The organism is Paraburkholderia sp. SECH2 (genome assembly GCF_030464795.1).
GTDB lineage: Bacteria > Pseudomonadota > Gammaproteobacteria > Burkholderiales > Burkholderiaceae > Paraburkholderia > Paraburkholderia aspalathi.
In genome coordinates, this window is record NZ_JALPRH010000010.1 from 86,353 (window position 1) to 109,623 (window position 23,271).

Below are 23,271 nucleotides of genomic sequence, written 5' to 3' on the forward strand. Positions count from 1 at the left end.
CGCGACGGAGAAAAGTATGGCGGGTCATTCGAAATGGGCCAACATCAAGCATAAAAAAGCAGCGGCAGACGCCAAGCGCGGCAAGGTCTGGACGCGGCTCATCAAGGAAATCCAAGTGGCAGCCCGCATGGGTGGCGGCGACATCGACTCGAATCCGCGTCTGCGGCTCGCCGTCGAAAAGGCGTACGACGCCAACATGCCGAAAGATAACGTCAACCGTGCGATCCAGCGCGGTGTGGGCGGTGTCGATGGCGCAAACTACGAAGAAATCCGCTACGAAGGCTATGGCATCGGCGGCGCGGCAGTGATCGTGGACACCATGACCGACAACCGCACCCGTACGGTGGCGGACGTGCGTCACGCGTTCTCGAAGAACGGCGGCAACATGGGCACGGACGGCTCGGTGTCGTTCATGTTCGATCACGTCGGCCAGTTCCTGTTCGCGCCCGGCACGCCGGAAGACAAGCTGATGGAAGCCGCGCTCGAAGCCGGCGCTGAAGACGTTGTCACGAACGAAGACGGCAGTATCGAAGTGCTGTGCCCGCCGAACGATTTCCCGAAGGTGAAGACCGCGCTCGAAGCCGCGGGCTTCAAGGCCGAGTTGGCCGAGGTGACGATGAAACCTCAGACGGAAGTCGAATTCACGGGCGACGACGCGGTGAAGATGCAGAAGCTGCTCGACGCGCTGGAGAGTCTGGACGACGTGCAGGAAGTCTATACAAACGCCGCGATCGCCGACGAATGAGCGTGTCCCGGCGGCACATGGCGCGTGGCTCTGCAGCGAACCACACGCCCGCGCCGCCGGTTAGCACTCGCGTTGCTGCAGAGCGGGCGTTGGTTGGGGCCTTCCGCACCGCCACCACCCGGGTTCGCTATGTGCCCTGCGCCGCTGCCTGGCTGCGGGCCCATTGCAAACCTCGCTGTTTTTCCACGGCTGGGCGTGATGCTTCAGCCGTTTATGGTTTTTAAGTCTCGGGGATTCACATGAAGTTACTCGTCGTCGGTTCCGGCGGTCGCGAACATGCGCTGGCATGGAAGCTCGCGCAATCGCCGCGGGTTCAGCTCGTCTACGTTGCGCCCGGCAATGGCGGCACCGCCCAGGACGAGCGTCTGCGCAATATCGACATCACCGATCCGGCCGAACTCGCCGATTTCGTCGAGAAAGAACAGATCGCGTTCACGCTGGTCGGACCGGAAGGGCCGCTCGCCGCGGGCATCGTCAATCTGTTCCGCTCGCGCGGTCTGAAGATTTTCGGACCGAGCAAAGAAGCCGCGCAGCTCGAAAGCTCGAAAGATTTCGCCAAGGCGTTCATGAAGCGCCACGCGATCCCGACCGCCGAGTACGAAACCTTCGCCGACGTCGCCGCCGCGCACGCGTATCTGGACGCCAAGGGCGCGCCGATCGTGATCAAGGCCGACGGCCTCGCCGCCGGCAAGGGCGTCGTGGTTGCGCAAACGCTGGAAGAAGCGCACGCCGCCGTCGACATGATGCTGTCGGACAACAAGCTGGGCGATGCCGGCGCGCGCGTCGTGATCGAGGAATTCCTCGCCGGCGAAGAAGCCAGCTTCATCGTGATGGTGGACGGTAAGCATGTGCTGGCGCTTGCTTCGAGCCAGGATCACAAGCGCCTGCTCGACGCCGACCAGGGTCCGAACACTGGCGGCATGGGCGCCTATTCGCCCGCGCCGATCGTCACGCCGCAACTGCATGCACGCGTGATGCGCGAAATCATCCAGCCGACCGTGCGCGGCATGGAGAAAGAAGGCATCCGTTTCACGGGCTTCCTGTACGCCGGCCTGATGATCGACGCGCAAGGCAACCCGAAGACGCTCGAATTCAACTGCCGGATGGGCGACCCGGAAACGCAGCCGATCATGGCGCGCCTGAAGGGCGACTTTTCGAAGGTGGTCGAACAGGCCATCGCCGGCACGCTCGATACGATCGAACTCGAATGGGACCGCCGTACCGCGCTCGGCGTGGTGCTCGCCGCATACAACTATCCGGACACGCCGCGCAAGGGTGACCGGATTAGCGATATCCCGGCGGAAACCGGCGATTCGGTCACTTTCCACGCCGGCACCACGCTGGCGGACGGCAAGCTGACCACGTCGGGCGGCCGCGTACTGTGTGTGGTCGGGCTGGCGGATTCGGTGCGCAGCGCACAGTCGGTCGCGTACGAGACGATCAACCAGATTTCGTTCGACGGCATGCAATATCGCCGCGACATCGGCTACCGCGCATTGAACCGCAAGCACGACGCCAAGACCGAAGGCAAGCACTAAGCCCGCCCCACTCGCCCGCGTGCGGCGCCAACGGCGCTACACTGCGGGTTTTCGCGGCCATCGCGGTCATCACGGCGCCCACCGCTCCATGTGGGCTCACCCCGGTTGAGCGGCATTTCACCCGGCGCGAACGACCGTAGCACCGCGCCTTCAGGAATATCCGGACGAAGGCCCGGCGCTCGCCCTTCAAGAAAAACCCGCGGCACGACAGGCGTGCCGCCCTCTGCATCTGCATTCATGACCGATTCGAGCTATGACGCACAGGCCGTGCGCAGCTGGCTGCAAGGCCTGCAAACGCATATCGCGGACACGCTCGGCGCGTTCGACGGTAAGCCGTTCGCGACCGACGCATGGCAGCGCGCCCCCGGCGAAAAGCTGCGCGGCGGCGGCTACACACGGATTCTGGAAGGCGGCAACTTCTTCGAGCGGGCCGGCATCGGCTTTTCGGACGTAGCAGGCGACGCGTTGCCGGGTTCGGCAAGCGCCGCACGCCCGCAACTGGCCGGCCGTGGTTTCGAAGCCATGGGCGTTTCGCTCGTGCTGCACCCGCACAATCCGCACTGCCCGACCGTGCATATGAACGTGCGTCTGCTGATCGCGACCAAGGCCGGCGAAGAGCCGGTGTTCTGGTTCGGCGGCGGCATGGATCTGACGCCGTACTACGGCTACGAGGAAGACGCGCAGCATTTCCATCGGGTGTGCCGCGACGCGCTGCAGCCTTATGGCGCCGACCTCTACCCGAGTTTCAAGCGTTGGTGCGACGAATACTTCTTCCTCAAACACCGCAATGAACCGCGTGGCATCGGCGGGATTTTCTTCGACGATTTCTCGGCGCCGGGCTTCGATCAATCGTTCGCGATGCTGAAAAGCGTCGGCGAAGGATTCCTCAAAGCGTACATGCCGATCATCGAAAAGCGCCGCAACATTCCGTACGGCGAAGCCGAGCGCGACTTCCAGGCATACCGGCGCGGCCGCTACGTCGAGTTCAATCTGGTCTTCGACCGTGGCACACTGTTTGGGCTGCAGAGCGGCGGACGCACCGAATCGATACTGATGTCGATGCCGCCTGTGGTGAACTGGCGCTACAACTGGCATCCCGAACCGGGCACGCCGGAAGCGCGTCTTTACACCGATTTTCTCGTGCCGCGCGAGTGGGTGTGAGGCTTTAAGCCCACACCGCACACCACGTGACCACGACAAAGGATCTTCACCTGAAGCCGAACGCTCATCCTGTCGCCCTGCCTCGCCGGATTGGACTGCTCGGCGGCACTTTCGATCCGATCCACGACGGCCACCTCGCGCTCGCGCGGCGTTTCGCCGAGGTGCTGAACCTGACCGAGCTGGTGCTGCTGCCGGCCGGACAGCCCTGGCAGAAAACAGACGTGTCAGCGGCTGTTCACAGGCTGGCCATGACCCGCGCCGCCGCCACTGCGTTGGTGCTGCCGGGCGTGACCGTGCGGGTGGCGACCGACGAGATCGAACACGACGGTCCGACATACACGATCAACACGCTGCAGTTATGGCGTGAACGCGAAGGTCCGAATGCGTCGATTGCGCTTCTGATCGGTGCGGATCAACTGGTGCATCTCGACACATGGCGCGACTGGCGGCGCCTGTTCGAGTTTGCTCACATCTGCGCGGCCACGCGCCCCGGTTTCGACCTCGCATCGATTCCGCCCGTGGTCGCTAAAGAAATCGACGCGCGCCGTGCCCGCGCCGACGTTCTGCAAGCCACCCCCTGCGGGCACTTGCTGATCGATACGACGCTTGCGTTCAACGTCTCGGCCACCGACATTCGCGCGCATCTGCGCGAACAGGTGACCCAGCGGCTCGCCCTCGCAGGCGGCGAACCGCAAGACAGGAACCAGGCCCGGGCCGCAAGCCATGTCCCCACTGCGGTGTGGGACTATATTCTTCAACATCATCTGTACCACCGGTAACCCCATGGATATTCGCAAACTGCAACGCGTGATTGTCGACGCTCTCGAAGACGTCAAAGCGCAAGACATCAAGGTGTTCAACACCAGCCACCTGACCGCGCTGTTCGATCGCGTGATCGTCGCCTCCGGCACCTCGAACCGCCAGACCAAGGCGCTCGCTTCGAGCGTGCGCGAGAGCGTCAAGGAAAACGGCGGCGACGTCATCAGCACCGAAGGTGACGACGTCGGCGAATGGGTGCTGGTCGATTGCGGCGACGCGATCGTGCACATCCTGCAACCGGCGCTGCGCCAGTACTACAACCTCGAAGAAATCTGGGGCGACAAGCCGGTGCGCCTCAAGCTGTCCACGCCGGATCCGTTCGGCGGCGCGCGCTCAAGCGAGCCGGATGACGAGGACGAAGAAGACGAAGCGCCGGCTGTCAAAAAGCCTGCACGCAAGACGCCGGTACGCCGCAAGTAAGTACGCGGCGGGCAAACCGCTGAAGTCCGCGACGCAAAGTCAGAGCATGCGTGCGCGATTGAAGCGATTGCAGCGCTTGCGCCCCCGATTACATCCGTCATGAAACTGCACATCCTCGCCGTCGGCCACAAGATGCCGGACTGGATCGCCACCGGCTTCGACGAATACGCGAAGCGCATGCCGCCCGAGCTGCGTATCGAGCTGCGCGAGATCAAGCCCGAGCAGCGTTCGTCGGGGCGTCCGGCCGAAAGTGTGATGGCGGCCGAGCGGCAGAAAATCGAAGCCGCGTTGCCGAAGAACGCGCGCATCGTCGCGCTCGATGAACGCGGCAAGGATTGGACCACGATGCAGCTCGCCGGCGCCCTCCCCGGCTGGCAGCAGGACGGCCGCGACGTGGCGTTTCTGATCGGCGGCGCCGACGGGCTCGATCCCGATCTGAAAGCACGCGCCGATATGCTGCTGCGTGTCTCCAGCCTGACGCTGCCGCACGCCATGGTGCGCGTGCTGCTCGCCGAACAGCTTTACCGCGCGTGGACCATCACGCAAAATCACCCCTATCACCGCGTGTGAGCGAACGAGGCGGCTGACGGATCGCGTGTTTGCCGGTCCTGTTGCCTGCGCTGATTGACGCGCTTGTGGACGTGCTTGTGGGCGCATTTGCAGGCGCGTTCATCGATACGCTGATCGACGCGCTTTTCATCGTGTCCTTCGGCTCGTTCATCGTCGCCTGACTGATACGCTCATCGCGCGCGCCTCGCGCATTGACGCAACCCGCCTCATCGAGACCTGTTCATGCCCACGTCCGCCCCTTCGCTGCATCCATTCGTTTACCTCGCTTCCCAAAGTCCGCGCCGCCAGGAGTTGCTGCAACAACTCGGCGTGCGTTTTGAATTGCTCCTGCCGCGTCCCGATGAAGATGCCGAAGCGCTCGAAGTCGAGCTACCCGGCGAGCGGGCCCGCGACTACGTGCAGCGCGTGTGCATCGCGAAGGCGCACGCAGCACGCGCACGTCTCGTGGCAGGCGGCCATGCGGCACGGCCGATCCTGGTTGCCGACACAACCGTCACGATCGACGACGCGATCCTCGGCAAGCCCGTCGATGCCGACGATGCCGTCGCGATGCTCACGCGTCTCGCGGGCCGCGATCACGAAGTGCTGACGGCCATCGCGGTGGTCGACGCGGAGGGCACGTTGCTGCCGGCCGCACTATCGGTATCGAAGGTGCGTTTTGCTGCACTGCAAGCGGACGCCGTGCGCCGCTATGCCGCAAGCGGCGAGCCGCTCGGCAAGGCGGGCGCGTACGGCGTGCAGGGACGCGCCGCGGAGTTTATCGAACATATCGACGGGTCCTATTCAGGTATCATGGGTTTGCCGCTTTTTGAAACCGCTGCCCTCCTGCGTGCAGCGCGCATCGACTTCTAAAATAACACCATGAATGAAGAAATCCTGATCAATGTCACGCCGCAGGAAACGCGCGTCGCGCTCGTCCAGCAAGGCGCCGTCCAGGAACTTCACGTCGAACGAACGCTGTCGCGAGGACGCGTCGGCAATGTCTATCTCGGCAAAGTCGTCCGCGTGTTGCCGGGCATGCAATCCGCCTTCATCGACATCGGTCTGGAACGCGCCGCGTTCCTCCACGTAGCGGATATCTGGCATCCGCGCATTGCGGGCGAACCGCAGCATCAAACGCCGCATCAGCCCATCGAGAAAATCGTCTTCGAAGGTCAGACGCTGATGGTGCAGGTCGTGAAGGATCCCATCGGCACCAAGGGTGCAAGGCTGTCCACGCAAGTGAGTATCGCCGGGCGCACGCTCGTGTATCTGCCGCAGGAGCCGCACATCGGCATCTCGCAGAAGATCGAGAGCGAAGCCGAACGCGAGGCCGTGCGTGCGCGTTTGACCGCCGTGCTGCCCGCCGACGAAAAGGGCGGCTACATCGTGCGCACCATCGCTGAAGATGCAACCAGCGAAGAATTGGCCGGAGACGTCGCGTATCTGCGCAAGACGTGGGCGACCATCATCTCGCAAGGTCAGCGCATGCCGCCGACCAGCCTGCTATATCAGGACCTGAATCTCGCACAACGTGTGCTGCGCGATTTCGTCAACGACGAGACCTCGCGCATTCAGGTCGACTCGCGCGAGACCTATCAGATGCTCGCGGACTTCGCAGCGGAGTTCACGCCGGCGGTGTCGTCGAAGCTGCATCACTACACCGGCGAGCGGCCGCTCTTCGATCTGTACAACATCGAGGCGGAAATCCAGCGCGCATTGTCACGCCGGGTCGATCTGAAGTCGGGCGGCTATCTGGTGATCGACCAGACCGAAGCGATGACCACGATCGACGTGAACACCGGCGGCTACGTCGGCGCGCGCAACTTCGACGATACGATCTTCAAGACCAACCTCGAAGCCGCGCACACCATCGCGCGGCAATTGCGGCTGCGCAATCTGGGCGGCGTGATCATCATCGACTTCATCGATATGGAGAACATCGAGCATCGCGATCAGGTGCTTGGTGAGTTGAAGAAGGCACTCTCGCGCGATCGCACGCGCGTGACCGTGAACGGTTTCTCGCAGCTCGGACTCGTGGAGATGACACGCAAGCGCACGCGTGAATCGTTAGCGCATGTGCTGTGCGAGCCCTGCCCGGTTTGCCAGGGCAAGGGACAGGTCAAGACCTCGCGCACGGTGTGCTACGACGTGCTGCGCGAGATTCTGCGCGAGTCGCGGCAGTTCAATCCGCGCGAGTTTCGCGTGGTGGCGTCGCAGCAGGTGATCGATCTTTTCCTCGAGGAAGAATCGCAGCATCTGGCGATGCTGATCGATTTCATCGGCAAGCCGGTATCGTTGCAGGTGGAGTCGAATTTGAGCCAGGAGCAGTACGACATTGTGTTGATGTGACGTCGGTCGAGGCGCTCCGTGGCGCCTCATAGCCCACCTGATCGAAGCCTCCCGGCTCAATGATTTAACCCCCTCCACTCGCGGGACTTCTTAAAGGAGTCTCGCGACGCTCGTCCAGCTTCCGCGCAGATATTCAACGCCTGGCGCGGCGCTTTCTCCGGGTTTTGGTTGATTCAAAACCGAAAACCTCTCACTACAATGAACGTTGCACTGCTGCTTGATCGTCTGGAAAGAACGTCATAACGTGCCGGATTTAAGGGGGCGCAGCATGTTGAACGCTGAAGATCTCTACGAAAGCCAGCATTGGCGGGAACTCGACTTACGCGACAAGATCGACTCGCGACTGCAGTCATCCCTCACGCTTGTTACTGCGATTATTGGCGCGCTTAGTTTTCTGCTGACTAACGTCGATATCGGGCACACGCATGGTCTCGCAGACTATTTGTTTTTTACGCTTCTGGCGATCACCTTTGCGTTACTGTTTTTATCCGGGTTTTACTTTTTCAGATCCTCAGTGGGTTCGCTCTTCCACAGAAACACGTACAAAACCCTTCCAGTGTCGACGGAGCTGGATAGATACAAGCGCGGATGGGACGCTACGATAGCCAGATCGCCCCAGGCGGCACAGGCGCAAGGGATAACATCGGCAGACGAGCTTAAAAAACTATTAATAGAAAATTATCTCGCGCGCCAAGAAACCAACGCAAAAATCAACGACGAACGCGCGAAGAATATTTCCAACATCAATCTCCTCGTCGTAGTTGAGGCCCTGCTAACCGCAGCCGCTTTCTCGATCTTCTATTTAGGCGGTCTGAATAAAGCAGATCTCCCGAAAACCCAGGATATAAAAATAACAGCACCGATCGATATACGCAGCATGCCTTCTACCCAGCAAAACCAATGTTTCTTCTGGTTTCCGCCCACGGAATACCTGCACGGGTCCCGGACCAGCAAGGGGCATAGTAAATAAGCGCCTTTGAGCGCCCTGAACGTTCCGGTACACATGGAGGTTGCCATGCAAGTCAGGTTCAATCCGGCCAAGGACGATTCGCCTGTCGGGCCCATCTCGAGCACGCCTCCAGAACCGCCGCTGGAGCCGCCGGCAAAACCGCTTCCCCGAGATCTGCCGTTCAGAGGCCCACCCGATCCACAAAAGCAGCCGCTCGTCGACGTTGCTTGAGTAGGCGAAATAGTCTGCACGTCACTTCGAAGCCGGCAGTCACCGCGGGTCGTTGGGGGCTGAGGTTTTGCTCACGCCCTTCCGCAAACCGTGCCTGCCGCGCAAACAGCCTCGGATTTCTGTTCCCCATCTCTCCCGGCCCTCAATTTCCTCATTGACGCCGTTCGAACGATGCGCGTATAACCATCCCATTGGATGTTATTTGGATGGCGTACGGATGTTGAACGAACGCCGAACGGAATGGAAATGGCCAACCTCAAACTCATCGACACCTCCCGCCCCAAAGGCGGTGAGACCGAAAAGATCACCATCAATCTCGGCCCAATCGACCTGGGCCAGATCGACCTGCTCGTCGAAGAAGGCTTTTACTCGAACCGCACCGACCTGATTCGCACGGCGATCCGCAACCAGCTCGCCATCCACGCGCAGGTCGTCACGGAAACGGTGACCCGGCGCGCGCTGGTGCTCGGCCTGCAACACTTCTCGAAACAGGACCTCGAAGCCGCTCAAGCCGCCAACGAGCGGCTGGACATTCACGTGCTCGGCCTCGCCAGCATCGCAGCCGATGTGCCGCCGGAACTTGCGGCGGCCACGATCGCATCGGTGATGGTGCTCGGCGCGTTTCACGCGTCGCCCGCGGTCAAGGCGGCGCTCGCCGGACGCATCAGGTAGGCGTGCCCGGCATGGCTGATTCGTTGGTTGAAGCCATGCTGAGGCCGTGAAGCTCATCGCCTGACTCCGTCACGCGCAATGTAAGTCAACGCAGTCACTGCCGATCATGAAAATGAATGAAGATTTCCTGAAGTCGATGAAAGAAGCCTTCGACCTGCTGCGCACAAAGGGGCCGAAGGAAGCGACCGCCGCGGTTCAGCGCGCACTCGCAGGCAGCAAGGCCGACGCAGGCAAGGTGCAAACTCCGCCCATGCCGCAGAGTGTCAACGAATGGGCACAAGCGTGGACGCAGCCGCAATCCCACGCCAACGCCGCACCGCACGCCCCTGCCGAGCGCACTTTCGACGCCGACACCCCCGGCACATTCAGCACCCACACCTTCAGCAACAGCGCGGGCCAACGCCAATACAAACTCTACGTCCCCGCCGTCTACAAGAGCGAACCGTTGCCGCTCATCGTGATGCTGCACGGCTGCACGCAAAACGCCGACGACTTCGCAGCCGGTACGCGCATGAACGAAATGGCCGAGCGTCATGGCTTCATCGTCGTGTATCCGAATCAGTCGCAAGCCGCCAATCCGTCGACCTGCTGGAACTGGTTCAAGCCGGCCGACCAGCAGCGCGATCACGGCGAACCGTCGTTGATCGCGGGCATCACGCGTGAGGTGATGGCGCGTTATCGCGTCGATCCGGCGCGGGTTTATGTGGCGGGTCTGTCGGCAGGTGGCGCCATGGCGGACGTCATGCTCAAAACCTCGCCCGATCTGTACGCCGCGGCCTGTGTGCATTCCGGCCTCGCCTACGGAAGCGCGAAGGATCTGCCTTCGGCGCTCGCCGCCATGAAGGGCGGCAAAGCGCATCGCAGCCGCTCACGCGTCGAACCGCAACGCCCGCTCATCGTGTTTCATGGCGACGCGGACACGACAGTGCATCCCTCGAACGCCACCGCGCTCTTAGCGGGCTTCGATGGCGGCGTCACGACACTCAACCCGCTGTCGCACGCCGCAGGCACGGCGAGCGGCCAGCGTGCTTGCACGGTGCAACGGTTCGTCGCGGCGAACGGAGCCGAAGCGGAGTACTGGTCGATCCATGGCGCGGGCCACGCATGGGCCGGCGGCAGTCAGCGCGGCACGTACACGGACCCATCCGGCCCCGATGCGACGGCCGAAATGCTGCGCTTCTTCCTCGCGCATCCGCGTACATAAGGCGCACAGTAAGCGCCATTCGACTGACGAATCATTTTGACGAAAACGCTGTACATCCTGCCGCAAAGGTATAAAGTGGCTCATGTTGCAGCGCAGCAAAATCACTGCGCCGCGTCGACCTGCTGTCTCGTGTGAGACCTGGCCTCCGAAATCCTTTGGGCGCCTGCCCCGGGTCACTTTGGAGATCACTTATGCACAGCCCCGCGATCGAACATAGCGCAGCCTTCGGCCAACGCACTTTCGACATCTTCACCAACCTGCAGCTCGATGGGCTGGCATGTCTGCAAAAGCTCGGCGAACTCAATCTCGCGGCACTGAAGGCATCCGTCACCGAAAGCAAGAGCGCATTGTCGGCCGGCCAGTTCAACACCGCGCCGTTCGCCGGCGTGTCCGATTTGCAGCAGCAACTGGTGCAACGTACCTTGTCGTACGCGCAGCACGTCAAAGAAATTGACGCGCAATTCACCGCCGCATTGACCAAGGCAGGCGAATCACTGCGCGAAGAGTTCGGCGCCAACGTGGCGCAACTCGGTTCGGGCTTCGGCCAAACCACGCCGTTCAGCTCGGATAGCGCATTCGGGGCAATGCAATCCGTGATGGCCTCGATGATTCATTCGAGCAATGTGGTGCAGGACAGCATCAAGCGCGCATCCGGTATGGCCGGCACAGCGCTCACCACCGCAGACGACGCAGCAAAATAAGTCTCGTGTCGTAACGCGAGCAGACGAAAAGGGGCCATTCGGCCCCTTTCTCTTTTCCGGTTAGCTTTGGCGACACGCGTCTTGCGCGAAGTACGGCGCGCTGCGGCGACTGAAGGACCGCGACCGACTTCAAGTTGGCAACGGGATGCCGACATCAACCACCGATCGTCAACCCGTGCCCAACGGCTTCAGCAAGTTGCGCAACGCTGCGATGGTAATGGGTCGCGAGAACCAGAATCCCTGCGCCTCGTCGCAGCCGAGCGCTTCCAGTTGCGCAGCCTGTTCGGCTGTCTCCACACCTTCAGCCGTCACCCGCAATTTCAACGCATGAGCCATGGCGATAATGGCGCCAACGAGCGCCGCGCACTGCGGATCGGTACTCATGCGCATCACAAACGAGCGATCGATTTTCAGGCGATTCAGCGGGAAGCGCGTGAGATAAGCGAGACTCGAATAGCCGGTGCCGAAATCATCCACCGCGACTTCAACGCCCAATTCGCGCAACGCATGCAGCGTCTGCAGTGCCAGCTCGGTGTCGCCCAGCAGCACGCCCTCGGTGATTTCCACTTCAAGGTACGAAGGGTCGAGCGCGGCATCTTCGAGCGCCTCGCGGATCGTCTCGAACAGATTGTGCCGCTGGAACTGCTGCGGGGACACGTTCACCGCGACCCGCGGCAAGGTGCCGGTGAGCCGCAACAATTTGCCGGCGTCGCGGCACGCGGTACGGATCACCCACTCGCCGATCTGCTCGATCAGGCCCGACTCTTCAGCAACCGGTACGAACTCGACCGGACTGATCAGCCCACGCTGCGGATGATTCCAGCGCAGCAGCGTCTCCACCTGCGCGATGCGGCCATTGGAAAGCGTCACCTGCGGCTGATACACGAGGTGCAATTGCTGACGCTCGAGCGCTTCGCGCAGCATCGTCTCCAGTTCGAAGCGTCGCGCCGCCTGGCCTTCGAGCGCGGTGGAAAAGCGCCGCACTGCATTGCCGTTCACCGCCGAAGCCGCCGACAACGCCACACCCGCGCGACGCATCAGCGTCGGGGCATCGGCGCCGTCCGCAGGATAGGCGACGACGCCGATACTCGCCGTGATGTTCAGCGCGGTACCCGCGTAGTCGATCGATTCGGCGATGCGGCCCAGCGCCTCAGCGGCAAAAGCATCGGCCGCCGCGCCGGTTTCGTTGATCAGCAGCGCGAATTGCGTGCCGCCGATCGAGGCGATCGTACCGTCGTTGGGAAAGAGACCGCGCAGCCGTTCGCCGACGATCTGCAACACCAGTTCAGCCGCATGCAAACCGAGCGCATCGCGCAGTTTGCGCAAATGATCGAGTTCCGCGATCAACACGGTAAAGCCATCGCCGTTGCGCTGGCAGCGCGCGATCGTCAACTCGAGGCGTTCGGTGAAAAGCGTCTGATTGGGCAGGCGGGTCACGCCGTCGTGATGCGAGACGTACCACAGGCGCGCCTCGGACTGCGCGTAGCGCGTCATGTCGATGGCAATGCCGACATAACGGGCCGGCCCCGTGTCTACACCACCGGGATGTGCCGGCTCGGCGGCGAGCGGCGCCAGCGCGAACACCACGCGAATCGGTGTGCCGTTGCGCCGCACATAGGACCATTCGTCTTCATAGCGTGAGCCTAGCGCCGACAGCGGCGGCAATTCGGCGCGCCGCCTCGCGAGTTCGGCCGGGTCGAGCAAGGACTCAAAAGTGCGCCGGCCGATCAATTCTTCGGCGGTAAAACCGGTCAGCTTCTCGAAAGCTGCGTTGACGGAGTCGAACGTGCCGTCGGCTGTGCAGATGAACATGCCGTAAGGCGCCGCCGCAAGCGCGGCGTCGCGTGTGCGCGTCTCGGCGTAGGGGTGAACTTGCATCGCGCCGGCCTTTGAATTTCCTGGATATTAGAAGCGAATGAGGAAAGCGGATGAGCGTCTCTCCTGACGCGCACCGCGCAACCGGCAAACCCGGCGGTTTCGGTCCGATCCGCCGGGTAACGTTCGTATGATAGCGGCTTTCCTGGCCGGGTCCACCGCACCAGCCGCACGTTCTTCGCGGCAATCGTTTCCCTTGGTGTATTCCCCGATTCGGGCAGCGGCACGCCCGTCATCGCGTGCATCATAAAGCGCTGGCTATTACCGGGATACTCCGCGCCCTATGACTCAACGTGCGCCGGCCTTCGACGCCTTCGCACAGGGCTTCGCCGGATTGACGACCGCTATATCCGTCGATATATTTCGCTCGCGATCCTTCGACAAAACCACTGCCCCACTGCATGGATCCGCACGAAACAGGGTCCCGTTTTTCATGTCCAAGGAAGTCATCGATTCGCACCTTCTCAAGGTGCTGCACACGCTACTGACCGAATCGAGCGTCTCGCGCGCCGCAACGCTGCTCGGACAATCGCAGCCGACCGTCAGCGTGGCGCTGCGCAAACTGCGCGACATGACCGGCGATCCGCTGCTCGTCCGCAGCGGCAGCCGGATGGTTCTCACCGCGCACGCACTCACGCTGATCGAACCCACGGCGCAGGCGCTAAACAGTATCGCGGCCATTCTGCATCCCACCTCGTCCTTCAATCCGGCCACCACCAGCCAGACCTTTCGGATCGGTTCGCCCGATTATCTCGATGCATTCTTCGTCCCCGCCGTGGTCGATGCGTTTCATCGCGAAGCGCCGGGTGCAAAGCTCGAGTTCCGGCATCTGATGATGGTGGACGGCGGCTATGAACACGGCCTGGAAAGCGGCTTTCTCGATCTGGTGATCGGCAACTGGCGCACGCCACCTGAGCATCTGCATTTGCAGCCGCTGTGCAAGGACGAACTGGTGTGCCTGATGCGCAACGGTCATCCCATCAAACCGGGACGGCTTAGCAAGCCTGTCTACGAAGAGGCCGAACATCTGGCGGTGATGACGTACAACACGACGTCGTGGGGCACGGTCGACGTCGAACTCGCGCGCAATGGTCTGTCGCGCACCGTCACTACGACGCTACCCTACTTCGGCATGGCGCCCTACGTTTTAGCGCGATCCAATCTGCTGTTCACTACCACGCGTGCGCTCGCCACGCACTACACCAGGATGCTGCCGCTGCGGATCGAGCCGATTCCCGGCGAACCACAGGCGCTCACCTACTATCAACTCTGGCATGACCGCACGCATCGCAGCGTCGCCGCGATCTGGTTGCGCAGGCTGATAGCCAACGTCGCGAAAGATCTGGCTTCCTAAGCGTTCGCCAAGGGCGCGCACCTCTTTCGAGCAGACAAAAAAACGCCGCAAGCAGAGCTTGCGGCGCGAATGCGATCATCGGATGTGTTGCAGGTGACAGGCCCTTAAAACACCGAGCGATCACAAAGTGAGGTCGGTCAGACGGAACGTTGTTATGGGTCAGCTAGTCGCTAATGGCCCCTCTGTCATGGCCTTGATCAGGGCGGCCTTGCCCTCGATCGCCGCGCCGAGCAAGGCGAAGCCCAACGGACGCTCGCTGGTGGCATGCCGGCACACGGCGCGCGCCGCGTGTTTCACGGCGTCGCCGGTGGTTTCGATCGACCACGCGCCCTCGCCCTCGGGCGTCACGACGACGGCGGGACTCGCGGGCGTCTTCACGGTAATCGGCATCACCGGAAAAGCGACGCGGGTCGGCTGCCCGGCCAGGGTGCGCGCGAGCGCTCGCGCGGCGTGCATGATCGGCAGGATATACGGCTGCACCTTGCCGTCGATCGCGGCACAGTCGCCGAGTGCGTAGATATCCGGTGCGCTGGTGCGGCACCACGCATCGGTTCGAATGCCCTGATCGATCTCGAGACCCGCAGCAGCCGCCAACGCCGTACGCGGCACAAGGCCGACTGCCGACACGACCAGATCCGCAACGATCGGCTCACCGTCGGCGAACGTCAGCCGATAACCGTCCGACAAGCGATTGATACGATCCACACTGCGGCCAGGATGAAAACGGATGCCGCCATCGTCAAGCGCGCGGGCGAAAATCTCACCCACATCTTGCGGAAGCAAGCGAGCCAGCGGCGTGGAAGCCGGATCGATCAGGTTGACCGCATAACCGGCGGCGGCCAGATCGTTGGCAAACTCGCAGCCGATCAGACCCGCGCCCAGAATCGCCACCGAGCGGCAACGCGTGAGCGCCAATCTGAAGCGCGCGTAATCGCCAAGGTCGTTGATCGACATCACGTCGGCCGCGCCATCACCCGCCACCTTCAGGCGCCGAGGGTCCGCGCCCATGGCCAGCACCAGCTTGCTGTAGCCGAGCAACGCGTTGTCGACCACCAGCGTGTGCTCGGCCGGCAAAATGCGCTCCACACGCTGATTGACACGAATCCACGCGCCCAGTTGCGCCGCCATCGCCATGGCGTCGCAACTCGCCAACGCCTGCGGCTCTTTCTTCATCGCCAGTGCATTCGACAACATCGGCTTCGAATAGAAGCTGCCGTCGTCGCGGCTGATCATCACGATCGGCACCGTGCTATCGAGCTTGCGCAATTCGCGCGCAACCGTATAGCCCGCCATGCCCGTACCGACGATCACCACCGGCTGTCCTTTGTCTTCATGCTGAGCGGCCGTCATGCGATCACCTGCATTTCAAAGTCGTGTTTGCCGGTCGCGCAGTCGGGGCACAACCAGTCGTCCGGTACATCTTCCCAACGCGTGCCCGGCGCAATGCCCGCTTCCGGCAGACCCAGTGCTTCGTCATAGCGAAAGCCGCAGATCACGCATTCCCATACTTTCATGACTTCTCTCCCGAATCACCAATCACCCATCACGAGCCCGCACCGCGAACTAGCGCACATAGGCCTGGCCGAGGCCGATCTCGGCCAACGCCCGACGGTAGGCACCAGACGACCGGTCCGCGAGAATCGGCGCTTCCGCCGCACGATCGATCGGCAGATCTTCCGGGCGCTGCTGTTCGACGATCGCACGGTCTTCTTCGAACACCTGACGGTTGAACGCGTAGACGTCCTCGAGCGGTAAATCCTTATCGAAGTTGCGAACGATCGGCACGAACAGACGGGTCTTGCGCGCCGACACCGGGCTCGCGGCATTCAGGATCGACAGGCGGCCGTTGTCGGGAAAGTGCACGGTCAGGCGCGCAAAGAACGGCACGTCCACGTCGAAGAAGCGATGCCACAGATAGCCCTCAGGTGCGCGATGCTGCATCGACTTCGGGAAGTTGCTGACCGTGCTTACGTACTCCGCGTGCATGCCGCGTTCGCGCCGCTCGACCGAATACTGCGGTACCACCGGGTTATGCCGGTCTGCGAAACTGTCGTGGTGGATCCACGCGAAATGCGCGACGTCGATGAAGCCTTCGGTCTGACGTCCCGCCGAAGCGTTGATATCGATAGAGGGCGGCAGGATCTGCTGGAAGTCGGGATCGTCCCAGTTGGGAAACGCGGGCAACGCTTCGGTGCCTCCACCCAGCGAGACCCACACGAGGCCGTACGCTTCCTGCGTCGCATACGTGACAAGATGCAGGCGCTCGGGAATCGGGCCGTCCGTTTGCGACGGAATGTGCTTGCACTTGCCGTCGTTGCCGTACGCGAGGCCGTGATACGGGCACACGATATTGCCGTTATCGACCCACCCCTGGCTGAGCGGCGCGCCGCGATGCGGACAGATATCGCGCGCGCTTACCAACTGGCCGTTCGAGCGGAATACGACCAGAGGCTCGTCGAGCAGCGTCACACTGATGGGTTTGTCAGTCACCTCGGCAGCGAACACCACCGGATGCCAGTAGCGGCTGAGAATCTCCCAGTCGTGGCTATCGAAGGTGCAATTGCGGGGTAAAGCGGGGGAACGTTGGAATGTCAGCGGCCTGGTGGTGGCGGCGGTGGCAGTAGCGGTGGCGGAACTCATGCATGTCTCCAAAACCTGGTGGGGGTTCGTCGCGCTCATGTGTTTTCCTGAGCGCGTGGAGAGAACGATAGCGGGATGAGGTCCGCCGACCCATCCCCTGAAATGCATCTAGTCTATGTATGAAAATGCATAGGGTGCCACCGCACCACTGGATCAGCGCCGCCTGAAACGCCTATGCTGCGCGCGGCAGCGCGGCTTCGATAAACACTGCGCACAGTGCTTCCATGCCCTTCGCGTCTTCTTCATCGAAGCGCGCGACGACCGGGCTGTCGACATCCCACACGCCAATCAGCGTGCCATCCGCCGCCACCAGCGGCACGACGATTTCCGATTGCGACGCCGAATCGCAGGCGATATGACCGGGGAATTCATGCACGTCGCGCACCACTTGCGTCTGACGGGTTTGCGCCGCCGTGCCGCACACGCCCTTGCCGAGCGCGATGCGCACGCAAGCGGGCTTGCCCTGGAAAGGTCCGACCACCAGTTCGCGGCCGTCGTGGAAGTAGAAGCCGGCCCAGTTCAGATCGCTCAGGGAATGGAACACGAACGCGGAGAAATTCGCGGCGTTGGCGATCCAGTCGGTTTCGCCGGCGAGCAGCGCGCGCGCCTGGGCGACCAGTTCTTCGTATTGCGCGGCTTTGGGGAGATGCGAGGCGGAGGAGACTTCGAACATGACGGCGTCCGTAATGAAAGCGGAAAGAGGAAGAGCGAGGCGTGCAGTGTAAATCAAGCCGCCGTTTCCTTCACGGCGCGCCGCGCTGCGCATGCTGCCCTCTTTCCGTTCGATCCACGAGCGCCCTGATAAAGCGTTGTCCAGACGTCAAGCCTGCAAACAACGCCATGCATCGATCGTCATTCGACGCCGATGATCACGCTCGATGCCTTGAAGATCGCCGTCGCCGCCTTACCGCTCGCGAGGCCGAGGCGGTCGACGCTTTCATTGGTGATGATCGCGGCGATCTGCGCGCCGCCCGCGCTGATGGTCACTTCCGAATTCACCGCGCCCTTGGTCACTGCCGACACCGTACCGGCGATGCAATTGCGCGCCGACACCTGGCTCTTCGCGACGTCGACCATCACGATCACCGACGACGCCTTGACCAGCGCAAAAGCTTTCTTGCCGGCAGCGAGGCCGAGCGACGTCGCACTGCCGTGCGTAATGATTGCGACGATCTCGAGACCGTCCGGGGTGCGCAACGTGACTTCGTCGTTCACGGCACCGTGTTTGACTTCGGCGACTTCGCCGGCGAATTGATTGCGTGCGCTGGTTTGCATGTTGTTCTCCTGGTTGTGGAGCCTCGTGAAAGACGCTTCGAGGCAATGTGTCGAGTGTAAGGAAACGCTCGGCATGTGTGGTCGCTCGCACGTGAAGTGCGGTATGGCACAGCCGCTATTGACGATTCGAACCCCAATGAAACCACATAAGCGTTGTGTAAATACACTCATAGCGCCGCGGCCACCGCGCGACACCGTATCATCGGGCCCTTGGACCATCACCGTCGAACTCCATGCCTGTCGCTGTTCTGCCCCGCTTTGCCGCACGCCTCGCCGCCCGCTTGCCGCAGGCCCGCCGTGCCGCCACGCTATGCGCCGCGCTCGCAGCCGCCGCTACCTTCGCCGCCTGCAGCAATCCAGCGCCGACCCGAGATGCCCATACCAGCGTCGACACCGTCGCACTGTTCCCGATCGCCAACTACGACCAGAACGTCGACCACTGGCTCGAACCGGATAACCCCGGCTACGACCAGCCGTTCCTGAGTCCCGCGGATCAGCAGGCACACTTCAGCGCCCTCTACGCGCGCTATTTCGGCACCGGCACGAGCGCGCCGTCGCCATGGAATTCCGCTTACGTGGCGATGCGCGTCTATCGCCAGCAAGGCGCGGACATTGTCGCGCTGCAGCAGCGCCGCATCGACAAGTTCGACAACACCGGCAAGAGCGGTGCGGCGCTCGGCTACGGCGAGAATTTCCGTCCGCACGATAAGGCATGGATCGACGCCATTGCGCAAAACATGGACGTCGGCCAGTTCACGCAGAAGGCCGTCTACCAGCCCGAGCGCCGCGCGATCGCCACCGGCAACCTGATGGTGCGCGAACTGCCAACCACGGACCCGTCGTTCTACGATCACCACCTCGCCGGCGAAGGCTATCCGTTCGACAACCTGCAGATCTCCGCCGTCCGCCCTGGCACGCCGCTGTATGTGCTGGGCAGCAGCGTCGACGGCGCGTGGCGCTACGTGCAGACGCCCGACGTGCAAGGCTGGGTGCGCACAGAAGGCGTCGGCCTGACTGACGACGCCTTCGTCGACACGTGGCGCGCCGCCACCGCGAAGTCTCTGGGCGCCGTGATAGTCGCCTCAGCGCCGGTGCGCGACAGCCGCGGTGTGTTCCGTTTCGACGCGCCCGCCGGTACGCTGCTGCCGCTCGCCCCGGACAACGCCATGCGGCTGGCACCTCAGGCAAATAAACCCGCGAGCGAAGCTGCCAGCGCCACCGCCGCACGCAAACTCCTCGTCCCGGCCCGCGATGTGGACGGCCACGCGATCATCCGCACCGCCCAACTGAGCGATGCCCAGATCGCTCCGACGCCACTCGCCGCCACCCCGCGGCATCTGGCAATGCTGATGAAAACGCTGATCGGCCGGCCGTACGGCTGGGGCAATAGCGGCCTCTACAACGACTGTTCGTCGGAACTGCAAAGCATCTTCGCGGCGTTCGGCGTGTGGCTGCCGCGCCATTCGTCGACGCAGATGAGCGCCGGACGCATGATCGATCTATCCGCGTCGACGCCGGCGCAACGGCTCGACTACCTCGCCCAGCATGGTGAACCGCTACGCACGCTGATTTACATTGGAGGGCATGTGATGCTGTACATCGGCAACACGACCCGCAACGGCATGGCCGTGCCGGTGGTCTACCAGGACGTGTGGGGCTTGCGTCCGGCCGACAATAGCCGGCGCGCGGTGATCGGCGGCTCGGTGATCCTGCCGCTGTTCGAGCACATCCCGGAAGACGCGACCTTGCAATCGCTCGCGGCCACGCCGACGTTCCAGATCAGCATTCTCGGCGCGCCGGGCGGCGGCGCGGCGACGCCGGCGACCCCTTCCTCACCCGCCGCACCGCCGGACGACGACAATCCGGCCGGCTGACTCATCGCACCACACCGCACGGGCGTGCTCAAAAAATATTTTTCCCGGAGTGTCGATTCGACGGTGATCCACTCGTCGTAACGTTGAAGGCCTGGCTCGCGCAGCCGGTCTTTCAACTCACGAACCTGTTAATTCAAGGAGTCGCCGTCATGTCCAGCCCTGCTGTCAAACCGATCCCGGACGGGATGCACTCGCTTACCCCGTATCTGATTTGCGCCAACGCCGCGGAAGCCATCGCGTTCTACATCAAGGCTTTCAACGCCGTCGAGCAACACCGTCTGCCCGGTCCCGGCGGCAAAGTGATGCACGCCAGCCTGAAGATCGGCGACTCCATGCTGATGCTGACCGACGAATGGCCCGACCACAACGCGCTGGGCCCGAACGCGCTGAAAGGCACGCCGGTCACGATTCACTACTACGTCGAGGATGTCGACGCCAGTTTCAAGCAGGCCGTCGAGGCCGGCGCGACCGTCGTCATGCCGCCTGCCGACATGTTCTGGGGCGACCGCTACGGTCAGTTGAAGGACCCGTTCGGCCACAGCTGGTCGCTCGCCACGCACAAGCGCGACCTGACGCCGGAACAGATTCAGGAAGGCATGCAGGGGATGCAAGGCGCGGAGTGCGGCAAGCAATAAGTTGGGGCCCTTCGATCTTTGATAGGATCGGTCTCGACCCATAAACGGCGGGACATGAACGGTGCGTGTCAACCATCAGGCTTTCTTCTGCTCGCTGTTTGTCGCGCGTCTCGCCGATCAGGTCCTGCTGTTCCTCGTTCCACTCGTCGTGTTTCAGACGACGCACCAGGTCTCGTGGTCGGGGCTCGCGTTTTTTATCGAAACCCTGCCGCGCTACCTGGTCTTTCCTTTCTTCGGCGCCTTGTGCGACCGCATCTCGCCGCTCAAGCTGATGCGCGTGAGCCAGACCGTACGGGCACTGGTGTGTTTCGGTGGCGTGCTGGCGTATGTGCTGTTTGGCGGCATCGGCTGGTTGATCGCGCTGTCGGCCTTGTGCGGTGTACTCACGAGCCAAGGATTGGTCGCACGCGAAGTGATGCTGCCGCAAATCTTCAGCACACAGCAATTCCAGCGTGTCCTCGCCTACTCGCAGTTGGCCGACCAGTTGGGTTTCGTACTCGGCCCGATGCTGGCCGCACTGCTGCTCGGCTTGTGGCGCTGGGAATGGGTGGTCGGTGCAACCGGCGTGCTGTTTCTGTTTGCCGATGGGGCGCTGCTGCTGTGGCAACGCACCAGCGGTTTCCGCGCCGGCGATCCACCTCGCGCTGCACCCGGTCACTGGACGATGCCCCTGCGCACCGCGTTGCGCCATGTGCTGATGCTGCCCGGTCTGAAAAAAGTCGTGCTGCTCGCCGCCGCCGAAAACCTGGTGATCGGCGTGACGCTCGCGACATCCGCCGCGATGGTGACCGGCTTTCACGCACAATCGAACCGTTACTATGCTGGCCTGCAAACCGCGGGCGCCGTGGCGACGGTGTTGATTCTCCTGACGATCGCACGCAACGCCTGGCCTGCGCAGACACTCGGCCGGGTCGCCTTCATTTCAATCTGTGCCGGCGGCGTGATCGCCGGCGCGAGCGCCGCGCCCTGGGGTTATGCGCTCGGCTTCCTGCTGATTGTCGGCTTCGACAAGATGTTCAACGTCTACATCCGCAGCGCACGGCAGAAAATCATTCCGCCCGAGGACTACGGCAAGACAACCGGCGTGGTGATCCTGTTGAACAACATGACGCAACCACTCGCGGGCTTGCTGGTCGGTGTGTTTTCCGCACGGGCACAAACCGGCCTGCTGATCGTGGCGCTTTCGGTCGCGATGGGCTGCATCGGCGTGACGGTGTCGATCGGCTCGGCGCTGTTGCGGCGCAAGCGCGTGCTCGCGCTTGGCGAATGACGCCGCGCACGCGCTGACTGAAAGCAATAATTAACATTGCGTGACATTTACACCAGCCGGAGATTTAATCGCGCGAATTTCAAATAAGTCAATTAGCATTAAATAGGCCACTCAACGCACACAATCATGCAAATTCCGCACATCAAAAAATATTCGCATTTATTAGAAAAAACTACCTGAATTAGGTATTTTCCCGAACCTGCACATAGAAATAATTTCCTAATTCCTCAATTTCCCTGCTTCGCCCACACTGCCCACGCCAGATATTTCGAATAAATTTCCCAACACAACAATTTGTATTATGAAGAAAGTCTGGTGTAGACTTAATTTCATCAATTGCGATGGTCATTGCATAACACAATTACGCTCCACTGAAATATCCGGCAAATAGACCGACAATCTAGCCAGTGAAATTTCAAACTGCCCGCGCAATTGGAAAATCCGCGTCCTGTCGGTTTGCGAGGTCTCGTAATGAAACAAAAACTGCTGTCGTCCAGCCTCATCGTCGCTTTGATGTTCGGTTTGCCTCTACAGCTCGCGCGCGCCGCCACCTATTCGAACGGCACCGCCGTCACCACCTTCACCGTCACGCTCACGTTGAACGCCAACTGCTCGATCAGCGCCAACCCGCTGAACTTCGGCAGCAACGGTGTGCTCGGCACCGCGATCAACCAGCAGACCACGGTCGCCGTGACCTGCACCAACACCACGCCGTACAACGTCGGGCTCGACGCCGGTACGGTCACCGGCTCCACCGTAACGAGCCGTTTGATGGCCGGCACGGCCACCGGCAATACCGCCACCACCGTCGGGTTCCAGCTGTATCAGGATGCGGGCCATACGACCCTGTGGGGCAACACGCAAGGCACCAACACAGCCAGCGGCACCGGCACTGGCTCGGCGCAATCGATTGTCGTGTACGGCCAGGTGCCGGCGCAGACTACCCCGAAACCTGACACCTATCAGACCACCATCACTGCCACGGTCTACTTTTGATACGGTCAGTA

General features: G+C 62.1%; 24 protein-coding genes. 18 read left to right on the top strand and 6 right to left on the bottom strand.

The window, feature by feature from the left end:
* The first annotated feature begins 16 nt into the window (after window positions 1–16).
* The 13 genes from M0D66_RS18450 to M0D66_RS18510 all read left to right on the top strand — a co-directional run bounded on the left by M0D66_RS18450 (window position 17) and on the right by M0D66_RS18510 (window position 11,341).
* Complete coding sequence (locus M0D66_RS18450) at window positions 17–745, top strand: YebC/PmpR family DNA-binding transcriptional regulator (protein ID WP_054035139.1); 729 nt, start codon at window positions 17–19, stop codon at window positions 743–745.
* A 239-nt stretch (window positions 746–984) separates the two neighbouring features.
* Window positions 985–2,283 (top strand): phosphoribosylamine--glycine ligase, encoded by a 1,299-nt coding sequence (gene purD, locus M0D66_RS18455; RefSeq protein ID WP_093639543.1) that lies wholly within the window; start codon window positions 985–987, stop codon window positions 2,281–2,283.
* Window positions 2,284–2,520: 237 nt separating this feature from the next.
* Entirely contained in the window at window positions 2,521–3,444 is a 924-nt protein-coding gene (gene hemF / locus M0D66_RS18460; protein WP_093639540.1) for an oxygen-dependent coproporphyrinogen oxidase, read from the top strand.
* Between the two features lie 26 nt (window positions 3,445–3,470).
* Entirely contained in the window at window positions 3,471–4,223 is a 753-nt protein-coding gene (locus M0D66_RS18465; RefSeq protein ID WP_200620048.1) for a nicotinate-nucleotide adenylyltransferase, read from the top strand.
* A 4-nt stretch (window positions 4,224–4,227) separates the two neighbouring features.
* Entirely contained in the window at window positions 4,228–4,683 is a 456-nt protein-coding gene (rsfS, locus tag M0D66_RS18470; protein WP_200564433.1) for a ribosome silencing factor, read from the top strand.
* 99 nt (window positions 4,684–4,782) lie between these two features.
* Window positions 4,783–5,253: a 23S rRNA (pseudouridine(1915)-N(3))-methyltransferase RlmH gene (rlmH, locus tag M0D66_RS18475; RefSeq protein ID WP_093639533.1), complete on the top strand. Its 471-nt coding sequence runs from the start codon at window positions 4,783–4,785 to the stop codon at window positions 5,251–5,253.
* Between the two features lie 29 nt (window positions 5,254–5,282).
* Window positions 5,283–5,414, top strand: coding sequence for a hypothetical protein (locus M0D66_RS18480; protein WP_266211099.1), 132 nt, complete (start codon window positions 5,283–5,285; stop codon window positions 5,412–5,414).
* A 61-nt stretch (window positions 5,415–5,475) separates the two neighbouring features.
* Window positions 5,476–6,105, top strand: coding sequence for a nucleoside triphosphate pyrophosphatase (locus tag M0D66_RS18485; RefSeq protein WP_200651614.1), 630 nt, complete (start codon window positions 5,476–5,478; stop codon window positions 6,103–6,105).
* A 9-nt stretch (window positions 6,106–6,114) separates the two neighbouring features.
* Window positions 6,115–7,584, top strand: coding sequence for a ribonuclease G (gene rng, locus M0D66_RS18490; RefSeq protein WP_093639528.1), 1,470 nt, complete (start codon window positions 6,115–6,117; stop codon window positions 7,582–7,584).
* Window positions 7,585–7,852: 268 nt separating this feature from the next.
* Complete coding sequence (locus tag M0D66_RS18495) at window positions 7,853–8,554, top strand: hypothetical protein (protein ID WP_093639525.1); 702 nt, start codon at window positions 7,853–7,855, stop codon at window positions 8,552–8,554.
* A 456-nt stretch (window positions 8,555–9,010) separates the two neighbouring features.
* Complete coding sequence (locus tag M0D66_RS18500) at window positions 9,011–9,436, top strand: CopG family transcriptional regulator (protein ID WP_093639522.1); 426 nt, start codon at window positions 9,011–9,013, stop codon at window positions 9,434–9,436.
* A gap of 106 nt (window positions 9,437–9,542) precedes the next feature.
* Entirely contained in the window at window positions 9,543–10,640 is a 1,098-nt protein-coding gene (locus M0D66_RS18505) for a PHB depolymerase family esterase (protein WP_200651613.1), read from the top strand.
* A gap of 191 nt (window positions 10,641–10,831) precedes the next feature.
* Window positions 10,832–11,341, top strand: coding sequence for a phasin family protein (locus M0D66_RS18510; RefSeq protein WP_093639516.1), 510 nt, complete (start codon window positions 10,832–10,834; stop codon window positions 11,339–11,341).
* 168 nt (window positions 11,342–11,509) lie between these two features.
* On the opposite strand, the gene M0D66_RS18515 is transcribed toward M0D66_RS18510, so the two are convergent.
* Window positions 11,510–13,219 (bottom strand): bifunctional diguanylate cyclase/phosphodiesterase, encoded by a 1,710-nt coding sequence (locus M0D66_RS18515; protein ID WP_200651612.1) that lies wholly within the window; start codon window positions 13,217–13,219, stop codon window positions 11,510–11,512.
* 430 nt (window positions 13,220–13,649) lie between these two features.
* On the opposite strand from M0D66_RS18515, the gene M0D66_RS18520 reads away from it, so the two are divergent.
* On the top strand, window positions 13,650–14,570 hold the full coding sequence (locus M0D66_RS18520; protein WP_200651611.1) for a LysR family transcriptional regulator: 921 nt from the start codon (window positions 13,650–13,652) through the stop codon (window positions 14,568–14,570).
* 159 nt (window positions 14,571–14,729) lie between these two features.
* Here M0D66_RS18520 and M0D66_RS18525 read toward each other — a convergent pair whose 3' ends face one another.
* The 5 genes from M0D66_RS18525 to M0D66_RS18545 all read right to left on the bottom strand — a co-directional run bounded on the left by M0D66_RS18525 (window position 14,730) and on the right by M0D66_RS18545 (window position 18,485).
* Complete coding sequence (locus M0D66_RS18525) at window positions 14,730–15,920, bottom strand: NAD(P)/FAD-dependent oxidoreductase (RefSeq protein ID WP_266211100.1); 1,191 nt, start codon at window positions 15,918–15,920, stop codon at window positions 14,730–14,732.
* Window positions 15,917–16,084 (bottom strand): rubredoxin, encoded by a 168-nt coding sequence (locus tag M0D66_RS18530; protein WP_093639504.1) that lies wholly within the window; start codon window positions 16,082–16,084, stop codon window positions 15,917–15,919. Before M0D66_RS18530 ends, M0D66_RS18525 begins: the two co-directional genes overlap by 4 nt.
* Before the next feature lie 49 nt (window positions 16,085–16,133).
* Entirely contained in the window at window positions 16,134–17,210 is a 1,077-nt protein-coding gene (locus tag M0D66_RS18535) for an aromatic ring-hydroxylating dioxygenase subunit alpha (RefSeq protein ID WP_200651609.1), read from the bottom strand.
* 172 nt (window positions 17,211–17,382) lie between these two features.
* Window positions 17,383–17,883, bottom strand: coding sequence for a GAF domain-containing protein (locus M0D66_RS18540; protein ID WP_200651608.1), 501 nt, complete (start codon window positions 17,881–17,883; stop codon window positions 17,383–17,385).
* Between the two features lie 179 nt (window positions 17,884–18,062).
* The gene (locus M0D66_RS18545; protein ID WP_093639496.1) at window positions 18,063–18,485 is read right to left on the bottom strand and encodes a molybdopterin-binding protein; all 423 of its coding nucleotides are present in this window, start codon (window positions 18,483–18,485) and stop codon (window positions 18,063–18,065) included.
* Between the two features lie 233 nt (window positions 18,486–18,718).
* Between M0D66_RS18545 and M0D66_RS18550 the strand changes: the two genes are divergently transcribed.
* The 4 genes from M0D66_RS18550 (at window position 18,719) to M0D66_RS18565 (ending at window position 23,260) form a co-directional block, all read left to right on the top strand.
* Window positions 18,719–20,359 (top strand): SH3 domain-containing C40 family peptidase, encoded by a 1,641-nt coding sequence (locus M0D66_RS18550; RefSeq protein ID WP_200651607.1) that lies wholly within the window; start codon window positions 18,719–18,721, stop codon window positions 20,357–20,359.
* A 149-nt stretch (window positions 20,360–20,508) separates the two neighbouring features.
* Complete coding sequence (locus M0D66_RS18555; RefSeq protein ID WP_093639737.1) at window positions 20,509–20,994, top strand: VOC family protein; 486 nt, start codon at window positions 20,509–20,511, stop codon at window positions 20,992–20,994.
* A gap of 61 nt (window positions 20,995–21,055) precedes the next feature.
* Window positions 21,056–22,264 carry an MFS transporter gene (locus M0D66_RS18560; protein ID WP_200651606.1) on the top strand — a complete coding sequence of 403 codons (1,209 nt, stop codon included), beginning with the start codon at window positions 21,056–21,058 and terminating at the stop codon, window positions 22,262–22,264.
* Window positions 22,265–22,777: 513 nt separating this feature from the next.
* Window positions 22,778–23,260: a spore coat U domain-containing protein gene (locus M0D66_RS18565; protein WP_093639731.1), complete on the top strand. Its 483-nt coding sequence runs from the start codon at window positions 22,778–22,780 to the stop codon at window positions 23,258–23,260.
* Window positions 23,261–23,271 lie beyond the last annotated feature (11 nt).

Bases quoted from the DNA above. Each gene is read 5' to 3' on its own strand.
- M0D66_RS18450 (WP_054035139.1), top strand. From the start codon at position 17: ATGGCGGGTCATTCGAAATGGGCCAACATCAAGCATAAAAAAGCAGCG.
- purD (WP_093639543.1), top strand. From the start codon at position 985: ATGAAGTTACTCGTCGTCGGTTCCGGCGGTCGCGAACATGCGCTGGCA.
- hemF (WP_093639540.1), top strand. From the start codon at position 2,521: ATGACCGATTCGAGCTATGACGCACAGGCCGTGCGCAGCTGGCTGCAA.
- rsfS (WP_200564433.1), top strand. From the start codon at position 4,228: ATGGATATTCGCAAACTGCAACGCGTGATTGTCGACGCTCTCGAAGAC.
- rlmH (WP_093639533.1), top strand. From the start codon at position 4,783: ATGAAACTGCACATCCTCGCCGTCGGCCACAAGATGCCGGACTGGATC.
- M0D66_RS18485 (WP_200651614.1), top strand. From the start codon at position 5,476: ATGCCCACGTCCGCCCCTTCGCTGCATCCATTCGTTTACCTCGCTTCC.
- rng (WP_093639528.1), top strand. From the start codon at position 6,115: ATGAATGAAGAAATCCTGATCAATGTCACGCCGCAGGAAACGCGCGTC.
- M0D66_RS18495 (WP_093639525.1), top strand. From the start codon at position 7,853: ATGTTGAACGCTGAAGATCTCTACGAAAGCCAGCATTGGCGGGAACTC.
- M0D66_RS18500 (WP_093639522.1), top strand. From the start codon at position 9,011: ATGGCCAACCTCAAACTCATCGACACCTCCCGCCCCAAAGGCGGTGAG.
- M0D66_RS18505 (WP_200651613.1), top strand. From the start codon at position 9,543: ATGAAAATGAATGAAGATTTCCTGAAGTCGATGAAAGAAGCCTTCGAC.
- M0D66_RS18510 (WP_093639516.1), top strand. From the start codon at position 10,832: ATGCACAGCCCCGCGATCGAACATAGCGCAGCCTTCGGCCAACGCACT.
- M0D66_RS18515 (WP_200651612.1), bottom strand. From the start codon at position 13,219: ATGCAAGTTCACCCCTACGCCGAGACGCGCACACGCGACGCCGCGCTT.
- M0D66_RS18520 (WP_200651611.1), top strand. From the start codon at position 13,650: ATGTCCAAGGAAGTCATCGATTCGCACCTTCTCAAGGTGCTGCACACG.
- M0D66_RS18525 (WP_266211100.1), bottom strand. From the start codon at position 15,920: ATGACGGCCGCTCAGCATGAAGACAAAGGACAGCCGGTGGTGATCGTC.
- M0D66_RS18530 (WP_093639504.1), bottom strand. From the start codon at position 16,084: ATGAAAGTATGGGAATGCGTGATCTGCGGCTTTCGCTATGACGAAGCA.
- M0D66_RS18535 (WP_200651609.1), bottom strand. From the start codon at position 17,210: ATGAGTTCCGCCACCGCTACTGCCACCGCCGCCACCACCAGGCCGCTG.
- M0D66_RS18540 (WP_200651608.1), bottom strand. From the start codon at position 17,883: ATGTTCGAAGTCTCCTCCGCCTCGCATCTCCCCAAAGCCGCGCAATAC.
- M0D66_RS18545 (WP_093639496.1), bottom strand. From the start codon at position 18,485: ATGCAAACCAGCGCACGCAATCAATTCGCCGGCGAAGTCGCCGAAGTC.
- M0D66_RS18550 (WP_200651607.1), top strand. From the start codon at position 18,719: ATGCCTGTCGCTGTTCTGCCCCGCTTTGCCGCACGCCTCGCCGCCCGC.
- M0D66_RS18555 (WP_093639737.1), top strand. From the start codon at position 20,509: ATGTCCAGCCCTGCTGTCAAACCGATCCCGGACGGGATGCACTCGCTT.
- M0D66_RS18565 (WP_093639731.1), top strand. From the start codon at position 22,778: ATGTTCGGTTTGCCTCTACAGCTCGCGCGCGCCGCCACCTATTCGAAC.